This is a genomic window from Nitrospirae bacterium YQR-1 (assembly GCA_039908095.1).
Lineage (GTDB): Bacteria > Nitrospirota > Thermodesulfovibrionia > Thermodesulfovibrionales > Magnetobacteriaceae > Magnetomonas.
The window spans coordinates 348,728-361,329 of sequence record JAMOBJ010000001.1 but is presented as its reverse complement, the minus strand read 5'-3'; the positions used below and the strand labels follow the sequence as shown (position 1 = coordinate 361,329).

Annotated in this window: 9 protein-coding genes; 3 read left to right on the top strand and 6 right to left on the bottom strand. The window is 42.4% G+C overall.

The window, feature by feature from the left end:
• Positions 1-23 precede the first annotated feature (23 nt).
• The 3 genes from H7844_01740 to H7844_01730 form a co-directional block, all read right to left on the bottom strand.
• Positions 24-665 carry an adenylate kinase gene (locus tag H7844_01740; protein MEO5356003.1) on the bottom strand — a complete coding sequence of 214 codons (642 nt, stop codon included), beginning with the start codon at positions 663-665 and terminating at the stop codon, positions 24-26.
• A 238-nt stretch (positions 666-903) separates the two neighbouring features.
• The gene (gene ispE / locus H7844_01735) at positions 904-1,851 is read right to left on the bottom strand and encodes a 4-(cytidine 5'-diphospho)-2-C-methyl-D-erythritol kinase (protein ID MEO5356002.1); all 948 of its coding nucleotides are present in this window, start codon (positions 1,849-1,851) and stop codon (positions 904-906) included.
• An 11-nt stretch (positions 1,852-1,862) separates the two neighbouring features.
• Positions 1,863-3,581, bottom strand: coding sequence for a tetratricopeptide repeat protein (locus tag H7844_01730; GenBank protein MEO5356001.1), 1,719 nt, complete (start codon positions 3,579-3,581; stop codon positions 1,863-1,865).
• Positions 3,582-4,020: 439 nt separating this feature from the next.
• On the opposite strand from H7844_01730, the gene H7844_01725 reads away from it, so the two are divergent.
• From H7844_01725 to H7844_01715, 3 genes are all read left to right on the top strand, one after another.
• Positions 4,021-4,437, top strand: a complete 417-nt coding sequence (locus H7844_01725) for an archease (GenBank protein MEO5356000.1) — start codon at positions 4,021-4,023, stop codon at positions 4,435-4,437.
• 98 nt (positions 4,438-4,535) lie between these two features.
• Positions 4,536-5,978, top strand: a complete 1,443-nt coding sequence (locus H7844_01720) for an RtcB family protein (GenBank protein MEO5355999.1) — start codon at positions 4,536-4,538, stop codon at positions 5,976-5,978.
• A gap of 1 nt (position 5,979) precedes the next feature.
• On the top strand, positions 5,980-6,813 hold the full coding sequence (locus H7844_01715) for a menaquinone biosynthesis protein (GenBank protein ID MEO5355998.1): 834 nt from the start codon (positions 5,980-5,982) through the stop codon (positions 6,811-6,813).
• Between the two features lie 100 nt (positions 6,814-6,913).
• On the opposite strand, the gene H7844_01710 is transcribed toward H7844_01715, so the two are convergent.
• From H7844_01710 to H7844_01700, 3 genes are all read right to left on the bottom strand, one after another.
• Positions 6,914-8,560 (bottom strand): response regulator, encoded by a 1,647-nt coding sequence (locus tag H7844_01710; GenBank protein ID MEO5355997.1) that lies wholly within the window; start codon positions 8,558-8,560, stop codon positions 6,914-6,916.
• A 36-nt stretch (positions 8,561-8,596) separates the two neighbouring features.
• Complete coding sequence (locus H7844_01705; protein MEO5355996.1) at positions 8,597-10,357, bottom strand: ATP-binding protein; 1,761 nt, start codon at positions 10,355-10,357, stop codon at positions 8,597-8,599.
• A 745-nt stretch (positions 10,358-11,102) separates the two neighbouring features.
• A complete protein-coding gene (locus H7844_01700; GenBank protein MEO5355995.1) occupies positions 11,103-12,602 on the bottom strand; it encodes a PilZ domain-containing protein in 1,500 nt (499 codons plus the stop codon).

The window sequence follows — 12,602 nt, the reverse complement described above, 5'->3', positions numbered from 1 at the left end:
TCTTTACTACCTCCTGTGATTTATTATGATAACATCGTGGTTATTTTATTAAATATCTCATTTATATCGCCCTGGCCGTCAACCCTCTTCAGAATTGCCTTGCCTCCGTAGTAATCTATGAGAGGCTCAGTCTGAGCCTTATATACGTCGAGCCTTTTTTTGATAGTATCCTCTTTATCGTCATCTCTCTGATAAAGGTCTCCGCTGCACTTGTCACATTTAGCCTCAGTTTTTGGGGGACTGAAGTAAACATTGTACATTTGGTTGCAGCCCTTGCAGGTACGCCTTCCGGTTAATCTCTTCATCAGGATGTCAAAGTCAACATCCACACTTAACGCCCTCTGAAGCGGCATTCCCATAGACTCTAAAACAGTATCAAGGGTCGCAGCTTGGGCGGTGTTGCGTGGGAATCCATCAAGTATGAAACCAGCCTTGCAATCGCTCTGCGAAAGCCTGTCTTTTACCATGCCAATCACCACACTGTCGGGCACAAGTTCTCCTCTGTCCATATAGCCTTTGGCCTCTTTTCCAAGGGCGGTACCGTCTGCCACATGTTTTCTCAAAATATCCCCGGTTGATATCTGAGGAATACCATATTTGTCTATCAGCATCTTAGCCTGAGTTCCCTTGCCGGCGCCCGGCGCTCCAAGCATAACTAATCTCATATCTCCTCCGTTTGTCTTAATGCGGTACTGGTCTATTTAAATTTAACCCTTTTATCCATTCATTCCCTTAAACTGCACAACACATCCGGCAACATCATACACAAAAACATTCTCCGTTGTCAAGACGGACTTCCCGGCTTTACGCAAATAACTATGCAATACCTTAGGATTTTACAAATATATTTTTTTTGTGTCAAGGGAGTTAAGCTATAAATTATAGTTTTTTACAAAAAAATTTTTAGGGACCGTCATTTATTGAAAACAGAGACGATTTAAGGGTTACGGCTGGCTTTATCCAAAAATCAGGATATCTCTTTTCAAAACACTCCAATGCCGCATTTCTTTTCCGGTCATTGTCAAATGCGCCGAAAATCGCTGAGCCACTGCCACTGAGAAGTGACACAAGTGCTCCCTTACTTCTTAGCAGTCCTTTTATTTCATCAATCCACGGAAAGTCTCCTCTGATTGCTTCCTCTATATCATTTCTCATTAGGCTAGCCACAGATTGAAAATCACCGGTTTTCATTGCTTTAATAAATTCATTGACAATAGCAGGTATGTTCAGAGCTTTATTATGCCTCATAATTTTTTTATCCGTCATATCGTCAACCCTGCCGTAAGCCCACGGGGTTGATATTGAAACAGGGGGTTTCAGCAACAGCAGAGGCACGGTGCTGTCAAGCTCCACAGGCGTAACAAGCTCCCCTCTGCCCTCTACCATGGCTGTAGTGCCTCTGATAAAAAATGGGACATCTGAGCCAACCTCCGATGCTAATTTTACAAGGGTCCCTGTACTGAGGTTAAGGTTAAAAAGCATATTCATACCCATCAGGGCAGTGGCGGCATCTGAGCTTCCGCCACCTAGGCCTGCCTCTGACGGTATTTCCTTTTTAAGTCTGATATAGATTTTGCCATCATTATTTTCGGCTGTTGCACAGGAACTTTTTATATAACCGGCTAAAACTTTCAGTGCTTTTGAAACAAGATTTGCATCAGCCGGTATTTTTAAGTCGCTTTCCAATGTAAGAGGTGAAAACACAGTGGCGTCATCCGTCTTCTTAAACTCCAGAGTGTCACAGACACTTACAGCTTGAAACAGAGAGGCTATATCGTGGTAGCCGTCAGCCCTCAGGCCGGTAACGTACAAAAACCAGTTGATTTTTGCAGGTGCCGTTAGTATAAGCATACAAGTGGGAACTAATTATTCACAGGCTTAGCTGAATTTTTTATTTTCTCTTCCACCCGCTCTTTAAGGCCAATCTCGTCTTTATAGTGTTTGATAGCGTTTTTCCATGCCTCAAGCGCTTTTTCGTGCATCTCCAGTTTGGCATACATATCTCCAAGATGTTCAAATATGGTGGCGTCGTCATTAACAAAACCTACAGCCCTTTCCTGCTCTTTCAGGGCATCCTTGAATTTGCCCTTTTTGAAATAAACCCAGGCGAGGCTGTCCATAATATAACCGCTGTCTGGTTTAAGCTTCAAGGCTTTTTTCACTAACTCAAGAGCCTCATCGAGCTTTATTCCTCTGTCGGCGTAGGAGTATCCAAGGTAATTTAAAGCATCGGAGTTGTTGGGATTAAGCTCTATCACCTTCTTTATATACTTCTCCATCGTATCATAGTCATGCAGCTTTTCATACACATTGGCAACATTAAGGTACAGTTCCTCATTGTCAGGGTACAGTTCCAGTCCCTTAGACAGCAGCTCCATTGCCCTATTGTAATTTTTCATATTAGTGTAAACGAGTGCGGTATAAAGGAAATACTCAGGCTTTGATGTATCAAAAGAAAGAAGCTCCTCGTAAAAATAAGCAGCCCTTTCGTAATTCTTAGTTTCCTTATACAAATATGCGAGTCTCAGAAAGGCTTTTACATTCTTAGGAGATATGTTGACAGCCTGTTTTAACTCTTCAATCGCTAAATCGAATTTCCTTAAAGCCTCGTATGCTAATGAAAGATAGTATCTGGCCAAAACGTTCCTTGGCGAGGCCGACTTAACCAGCATAAATTCATCAACAGCTTTGTCAAAGACTTCCTGTTCAAGATACAGCAGACCGATTCTTAAATGTATGTCAACATTTTCAGGCAACTCTTTACTTAGTGCCTCTAACTCCTCTATAGCCTTAGGAATGTCTTTGTTTGTCATATAAAGCCTTGAGAGCATCTCCCTGGCCTTCAGGTTCTGTGGATTTATTGCAAGGGCGCTCTTGTATTGTTTTGCCGCTTCGTCCTTGTTGCCCTTCATTTCACTGATTATACCCAGATAAACAATTGCAGGGTCAAAAGACGGGTTGATGGTAATGGCTGTTTTTAAATATTTGGTTGCATTATCAAAGTCACCGGTCTCCATATATATAACACCCAGATAATAATTTCCCATAACATTGGAAGGATCTTTATCAACAAAGACCCTGAGCACCCTGCCGGCACTTTCGTAATCTTTCTTTGACAGATACAGTGCGCCTAAAAACACTATTGCACCGGTGTCGTTGGGGTCAAGGTCTATGATTTTTTCATAGAGTTTTATGGATTCATCAGAGCTCTTCCGTGCATTGTACAGCTCTCCCAGGAGCTTTAGGGCAGGGATATAGTTGGGGTTTTTCTTTAACACCTCCTCGGCAATCTTTACCGAATCATCCGCTCTGTCCTGCCTGAGCAAAATATACGCTATCTGAACTTTCAGATACGGCGAGTCGTGGTCTTCCTTTAAAGCTGTTCTAAATTCCTTTAACGCCTTTGCCCAGTCATTTTGCTCCTCGGCTATGACTCCAAGCATGTAGTGGTACCAGGCATACTCAATTCTGCTTTCACCTGAATTTGAATTTGAATTAGCGCCGGTGGCGTATGCCCCTGCATTAAAAACAAAGCTAAACAACAGTAACAACTGCAAAAAAAAGAATATTCTACCTTTCATCTTACTCCATAATATTAGTTAGTACACACCTCAATCATAGGAAATCGCCCATGTACAAGGCTCTTTCCAGTCTCCTTCGGCAACACGCCAGGAGCTTTTCCCTTAACTTATCAAAGATACACTTCATCCGGCCTCTTCTGTCTAATAGTTTATTATAACATAAAAAATCTTTAACTTAAAGATGTTAGGGTTCTTTGTTTAAAAAATATAAAGCCTGCAAGAGCTCCTGCCATACACAAGTACATCTTTATACCAAGTTGCATTCATTCGATTAACTTTGTTGGCATCGTCGAAAGCTCCTTGACGTCTCCCCTAAGGGGAATCCCCTATGAGGGGAGGTGTCGCTTTCTCCTTGCCGCCTCGTTACTCTTTTGACTGCTACTTGGTATTATTAGCTCCTCACATTGACTCTGCTGCCGCCAAAGGGTTAATTTAAGATATGGACGCAGTGGAGTTCCTTGACGTATCGGGCGACATCGGGCTCAGAGTAACCGCCGCAAACATGGCTGAGTTATTTGTTAAGGCGGCCTGTGCGTTTTCCTCACTTACTACCGATTTTGATAAGATAGAGGCCGCAGATACCATGGAAATCATCCTTACCGCCGAGTCCACCTCTGACCTCATCGTTGCGTGGCTTAATGAGCTAATTTATAACTTTGACACAAACGGATTTCTCTGCAAGGAAATAATAATCAAAGAATTCTCTCAAACTCATATAAGCGCCACTGTCAAAGGTGAGACTTTCGACGAAAACAGACATGAAAAAGGTTTTTTGATAAAAGCCGCCACCTATCACGGCCTTAAAATAGAAAGCGGCGAGTCTTTTTCGTCTCTGGAAATAATTCTGGATATTTAAGGGGGTCAAGGGGGCTGCGCTCCCTTGTGAGAGGGGATACTAAGGGGAGAGTGAAACTCTCCCCTTAGAGTATCATTTTAGCAGGTGGAGGTGGTGTTATGGCAGGAAAGCTGATAAGAAAGGATGAAAACCGGATAGAGGTACCGATAGGTTACAAGGGTGGAATGCTTGTGCCGGGCGTGATTTTTTTAAATGAACAGCTTGGGGAGTTTCTTGAGCCGCAGGCGATAGCGCAGGTGGCAAATGTATCCACACTGCCCGGCATCGTCGGGGCATCTCTTGCCATGCCGGATATTCATACCGGATACGGTTTTGCCATAGGCGGTGTGGCGGCATTTGATATAAACGAGGGGATAATCTCTCCCGGTGGAGTCGGTTATGATATAAACTGCGGAGTGCGGCTGCTTAGAAGCAATCTCACAAGGCAGGAGGTTCTTCCCAGGATAAACGATCTTGTCTCAGCCATATATAACAGTGTTCCCTCCGGGGTTGGCTCAAAGGGCAAGATCAGACTAAGCCCCGATGAGCAAAAAAAAATCATAGTAAAAGGCGCACTGTGGGCTCTCGGGCGGGGTTACGGCAGTGCCTCCGATCTGGAAAAAACCGAATCAGACGGAGTGCTGGAAGGCGCCGACTCTTCCGTAATAAGTGAAAAAGCCTTGGAACGGGGCAGAAACCAGCAGGGAACCCTGGGCTCAGGTAATCACTTTATCGAAATCCAGTATGTAAGCAAGATATTTAATGAAAGAGCTGCACAGGTTTTCGGACTTTTTGAGGGACAGGTAACTGTCATGATTCACACCGGCTCTCGGGGGCTTGGACATCAGGTCTGCACGGATTTCCTTCCTTTGATGGAAAAAGCCTCTAAAAAGTACGGAATCGAGCTGCACGACAGGGAGTTAGCTTGCGCTCCATTTTATTCACAGGAGGCACAGGATTACTTTGCCGCTATGAAGGGGGCCGCCAACTATGCCTGGGCTAACAGGCAGTGCATTATGCACCTTGTGTCAGAGTCCTTCATTACGGCAATGAGAGGCTCTCCTTCAAGTGCCGGCCTGAGTCTTATATATGACGTTGCACATAACATCGCTAAAGTGGAAACCCACAGAGTTGGAAACCGTGACATCAAACTGGTTGTTCACAGAAAAGGGGCAACGCGGGCATTTCCTGCAGGGCACCCTGAGCTTCCCGATATTTACAAAGCTGTCGGGCAGCCGGTTTTGATTCCAGGCGATATGGGGCGCTCCTCCTTTGTACTAATCGGCACCCCGCAGGCAATGACGGAAACTTACGGCTCAACCTGTCACGGAGCAGGCAGACTACTGTCTCGCCACGGCGCTATAAGGGCGGCAAAGGGCAGGCAAATACGGCAGGAACTCCTTGAGGCCGGAGTTACAGCCACAAGTGCCGGCAGAGGCACGCTTGCCGAGGAAATGCCGGAGGCGTATAAGGATATTGCAAATGTGGTAAGCGTTGTTGACAGCGCTCAGATATCTAAAAAAGTAGCTATGCTAAAGCCCATAGGCGTTATAAAGGGTTAGAGTGCTGAAAATAGGAAAAATCAACTTTGTTAATTTATATCCAATTTTTCGGTGCCTTGAAGAGGACATTGCAGGAAACTCCACAGAAAAACAGTACTATGAAATAATCCCGGGCGTGCCCTCTCATCTTAACTCACTAATCAGAGAGGGGAAAATAGACGTAAGCCCCTCATCCTCAATTGAGTACCTTAGACGCCCTGAGCTTTATGACATAGTGCCCGGGCACTCTGTCAGCTCCTTTGGTCCTGTAAAAAGCATCATCCTGTTTAGCAAAATGGATATTACTAAGCTTGAGGGCACCACAGTGCTTGCCTCATTCCAGTCGGAAACATCTGCGGCACTTCTTAAGATCATTTTTTTGGAATTTTACGAAATAAATGTCAACATTGAGACAACCGGCATCACACTTGCCGAGGGCCTGAACACTCACCCCGCCTATCTGCTGATAGGTGATAACGCTTTGTACAAACTTCACTGCCGTGCCGGTATTTCAACGGAAATATTCACATACGACCTTGGAGCTCTGTGGTATGAACACACCGGTCTGCCGTTTGTCTTTGCTCTGTGGATATCAAGAAAAGATTGCAACCAAAATCTGCTCTCAGAGTTTGTATTAGCTCTTAACCGCGCAAAAAACCGCTCATTGAACAGCCTCTCTGAAATCGCACAGGGCTGCCCCTGCTCTAAAATATTCTCTAAAGACATGCTTGTCTCGTACTGGGAAAATATCTCTTATGACCTTACTGAAAAACATATGCAGGGACTACAACTTTTTGAAACTTATCTGAAAAAACATGATGTACTCTGTAATTGTAATACCAAGGTAGCATTCTGAAGTAAACGCAGGCGTACTTTTACATACATTTAAGGAGCTTGTGACAAAGCAAACAAAGTTAGACGATTGAAGGCTGCTTGGTATAACGTATCCCCAACCGCTACAGTGCTATTTTAAACTCAGCACCTCCCTTTATGTTTTTGCATGTGATAGAGCCGCCCATACTCTCAATTATGTTTTTACTCATATACAGACCAATGCCCGTGCCTTTGTCCTCGGATTTGGTCGTAAAGTAAGAGTCAAAGACTTTGCCGATAATATCATCTGCAATGCCTCCGCCGTTGTCACCAACTGTTAATATAATCTTGCCGCCTGCCTTTGAAAGACCAATCTTTATCTCACCCATGATGTCCCTGCTCATGAGATTGTTTTCCCGACAAGCGGTGATGGCATCCCGTGAATTGTTTATCAGGATTAAAACTACATGTTTGAATTCGTTTTCATGTCCGGTAATTAAAAACCGCTCGGAAGGGCTGCCTTTATCAAATGTAACGACTATATTGGATGTATTTAGCATGTCACTAAACATAGATAATACATCTTCTATTGAGTCTCTGAGGTCAAACATAGTGGAGGCCTTTGTCGGCTTAAGAAAATTCCTGAAATCGTGAATAGTTTTTGACATAAAATCAATTTTATTCATAATATGGGCAACTGTTTCATTCATGTATTCCTTAGTTATCTCTCCGTATTTGTATGCATCCTTTATTCCCTGTGACAGTAAAGATATAGCAGTCAGGGGTTGTTTCCATTGATGTGCTATGGCGCCTATCATCTCACCGATAGAGGCCAGCCTGGATTGTTGTGCAAGCAGGCGTCTCTCATGTGCCCTCAGTGCCGTCTCTTCCTTAATCTTCTGCTGTAGTGCTTTGTTAAGAGAACGTATCTCATCCTCTTTTGCCATTCTCTCCGTGACATCTCTAGATACATGAATAAACTTATCTACATCTCCAACTGCATTTATAATAGGATACACCGCAACCTCAACATAAATCTTCGAACTTTTACTATTGTTATAATGAATGTGATTAACCGCCGCCGCCTTCCCGGTTCTTAAAAACTCCTCTATCGGGCACGGAGTATCCGGCAACAGGCAAGGTGCGCCCCTGTGATGTGTCAGTTCATAACAACACATCCCTACTGGCTCTGTTTTTACATTCTTTCTTTTTTTGAGCACAGAGTCGTTTACCCATAATATCTTAAAATCCTTTGTAATAAGGAGTATTTCATCTGTAATTCCGTTTGCGACCGTCTCCAGCAATTGCTTTGTCATTTTCAACTCATTTAAAGAATTTTTCAGTTCCTCCTCAAATTTCTTGCTCAAAACCGCCTCTTCCTCTAATTTCTTCTTTAGTTCCTTCAGTTTCTTTTCCGTACTATGTCTGTACAAGGCTATCTCAATATTAGATTGTAACTCTTTGCTGTTAAATGGCTTTATCATGTAACCAAACGGCTGTGTTGCTTTGGCCCGCTCCAACACTTCGGCATCTGAATGGGCGGTAAGATACACGACAGGAATATCAATTTTGCTGGATATCTCATAAGCTGTCTCAATACCATCCAATCGTCCCTCCAGTCTTATATCCATAAGAATCAGGTCAGGGATATCTTTCAATGCACGTCCGATAGCCGCCTCTCCCGTCATCTCATGCGAGGTTACGATGTAGCCCAAGTTTTCCAGAATATCCCTTGTACACATTCCGGTTATTACCTCATCCTCTACTATCATAATCCTGGCTTTACTCATTGCAATCCTCCACCATAAAACTCTATGTAACCATTTTTAATCATAACTCTTAATAAACCGGATAATAAATTTTGCTCCGTTTGTTCCGTCTGTTTCTATGGTTCCTTTAAGTTGTCTGACAAGCTGAAAAACTATCTGGAGCCCCAGACCTCTCTCCCGTCTAATGTCCATGTCTTCCGGAAATCCTGTCCCGTTATCGCTTATGATTAATTCAATCTCGTCATCCTCATGTTTATGAAGTGATAATTTAATTTCACCACCTTTGCCATCCCTGAAAGCATGTTTTAAAATATTAGTAAACAGCTCATTTATTATTATTCCACATGGAATAGCAACCGCTACTCCGACACTGAAATTATCTATGTCATATTTTAAACCAATCTTACTTTCATCAATTATTAATGAAACAACAAGCTCATTTGTAAGAGTTGTTATGTATTTACCTAAATCAATACCAGCTAAATCTTCTGTGCTATAAAGATTTTCATGAACTAACGCTATTGATTTAATTCTGTTCTGAGTCTGTATAAACATGGCTTTGTACGTTTCATCCTTAACATATTTTATTTGAAGCTCAATAAGCCCTGAAATCAACTGCAGGTTGTTTTTTACCCTGTGATGCAACTCCCTTAATAGCATCTTTTTCTCTAAAACCGATTTTTTTAAAATATCCTCAGCTTTTTTACGCTTAGTTATCTCAGTCTGAAGCTGTAGATTATAATCATTAAGCTGAACCGTTCTTTCTTCTACCCTGCTCTCCAGCTCTTCATTAATTCTCTGTATTTCATGTTCATATTCCTTGCGCCTTTTTATATCCAGCGACATAAATAACATGAGTGCACCTGTAAGGAATATCACACTTGCTATCAAAAATACATACAGACAATTTTTTAAAATTCTTTTGTTTACTTCAGAAAGTTCAACGAGTAAATGCATATGCCAATCGTCCTCTGTGCTATGAGCACTCTCCAAAATATATCTGATGTTAACATATTGATTTGTTTCAGGGTCATTCCGGCGAATTGTTACAATATTTAAATTACCTTTGATTAATGATTCTGTTATTGGCAGAGGAGGTATAGGCTCTGTACCATATTGCCTGGTATCTTTTATTTCTTGCATGATTTTATCAGATAATTTATTTATAGAGTGAAACCTGTATCTTTCATCATTAGAAGCAAAAATCACACTGTTAGCATCTACAAGAAGTAATATCCCATTGATTGCAGTGGTTTTTGGTTCAAAAATATTTAAATCATATTTGATTACAACTACTCCGACTATATCTTCACCATTTTTTACAGGATATGCAGAATAATACCCAGGAACATTCGATGTGCTGCCTATAGCAATATATCTGTCCGGCTGGCCTTTAACAGCTTTCTTGAAGTATTCCCTGAAGTTGTAATTTTTACCAACAAAACTTTGCGGTGATTTGTAATTGCTTGATGACAGCGTAAGCCCCTCTGTATTCATTATATAGGTTACAGCAGCGCCAACTGAGGCATTAAACCGCAATAAGTACTCATTCATCGCCGCAACTTCAGCCGGATGATTACAAAATTCGATGATTACAGGATTTTCCGACAATACGTGTGCTGCAGAGATGTAATTTTTCAGTTTATCGGTCAAGTAATGATCATATACAATTAAATGCTCCACAGCCTTATTGTGAAGATATAGTATTGTACTGTGTTCTGTCCAAAATACCGTAATTCCCAGTGCAACCAGACAAATCATTATATACACAATAAAAAGACGATAGTACATTACACGGTTTTTTAAACCTTTTTTCATTTCGCTAATTAGGTTTATCACAATAAACAAGAACACTGTCATATCTCTATTCTGAGCTCAGCACCACCATCAATGTTTATTACCGTAAGCCTTCCGTGCATGCTCTTTTCAACAGCCGGCAGGTCAAACCTAAGCGGCACAATAAAACTGTATCTCCATTATCATCACTTCCTGCAAGCAGTGGAATAACTAATATTAAGAGCAGTATAACGTCTGTCCTATTGTGCATGCTTTCATGGCGCTACCCCCCAAGGTAAACCCTAAACATCTATAGAGCAGGATTCACAACTTACAAATTCATCCCCACGATAACATCGTTTCAATGTTATCATAAATTCAGCGCTCATGTATTCCTTTAATAAAGAAACTCTTTATGATTATCAATTATACAAAAGCAATAGTCCATCAAGGCTAATACCAAGTTGCTGGACAATTCATTAAATTCAAAAAGTAAATAATGACACTCTATTGATACCCCCCACAGATAAACGCCATCTCTACAGAATATACTCATATATATATACAAAAGTCAAGCAAAATATTCACCCTGTCTTAGCAAAGTAACAATGTCCGGTTCTTAGCAAAATGAAAGTGTCCAAAAGAGAGCGGTCATAGTATCCTCATTTGAAGAAGGAGGGGCTATGGCAGGGGAGGACATAATAGTAAAAAGACAATACGTACGGACCTTATATATTCTTACGGCCTTAGCCTTTCCCTTGACTATGACGTCATCGGAGTTATACCACTACCCTTTTTCATTGCCTTTTATTTCCACGTATAGTCTTATAATGGATTTTTCATCCTCTGTCATATCAACAAATTGACCGCCGGCAAATTGGTAACCTCCGCTGATTTTAGAGTTTCTTATCTGAAACCTAATATTTTTAAGATGTTTGTCAAAAAGTTCAAATGTCAGGTTATAGATATGCTTAATTTTCAACTGCTCATGGCCGGCTGTAAAAGACCTGGTTGAAATCTTAAGCAGAGCACCACCGGAGCTAAAGTTAAGAATAAGAGACCGTGCGGAAAAACCGCCCATGGGCTCTGTAACCTCTACCTCACAGTTGGCTGTAAACCTGCTGTGGCGCCTTTTCATCGCAGAGGATTTCTCAAAATCGGAAAATCCCCAAAGTTTGTGCGGATTTATATGCAGATGAATGTCTGAGTATAAGAGCATTTCCACTACGGCATAGTCGGGCTCCGATGTGTCGCGCCTGATGGGATTAGCTGCTAAAAAGCCGTTAGACCTAATTATGGTTTTCACAACCGGCGTGTTTGCCTGTCTGCCCCTTTCTACAACAACGGCCACCTCCCTATTTTTAAGTTTTACAAAGGACCCCGGCGGGTAAATTCCAAGATGCTTTATAAAGATCATGGCAAGATTTTCATCTATGTCCTTGCCCTTTTGCAGAAAAATCCTCTTCATTGCCTCATTGGCACAGAGCGCCCCCCTGTAGTTTCTCTCCGACACCATAGTGCAGTATATGTCGGCAAGGCGGGCAACACGGGCACATTCCGTGATTTCATCTCCCCTTAGGCCTGAGGGGTAGCCGCTGCCGTCATAAGTCTCATGATGTTGCATGACCGTCTTTAGCCACAGTTGGTCATTTATACCGCGCAATTGCAGCATTTCAACACTTTTGGCGGGGTGCTCTTTTATTTCCCTGCGCTGAGCATCTGTCAGAGGAAGGCTTTGGCACAGCAGGTTGTTCTGAAGCTCCACTATTGATATGTTCATGGTCAGGACAGCTCCTATGAGGGATTTTCTTTGCTCTACAGGCCAGTTGAGCCTTTTGGCTATAATCTCCGCCACCGTGGCGGCATGCACCGGGTGTTTTACTGTGTATGAAAGATTTCTGTCCATGTAGAGGGCTCCCAGACTAAGGTCCTCGTCATCATAGCAGCACTGTACAATGTTGTCTGTTATTTGCCCGATACGAAGTGATATGTTTGATTTGCCGGTACTATCATTTAGCAGGCCGTTTAAATTATCCGTTACTGTATTGATTATCTCAAAGGGGGTTTCAAGTATCTTATCGCCCTGCCCTCCCAGCTCATCCTGCTCAAAGTCCTGATACACGGCCGTTGCATAGGGGGTCATAAGCTCAGTCAGCAGACGAAGCTCCCCATCGTTCTTAACTACGTAACCCTTGCGGAGCATGAGCTTTCCGTTGACGTCATAAATGGGACGCTCCAGCGGCTCCCCAATACGTACATCCTTAAGCCCTATGAGTCTGCTTTCCAT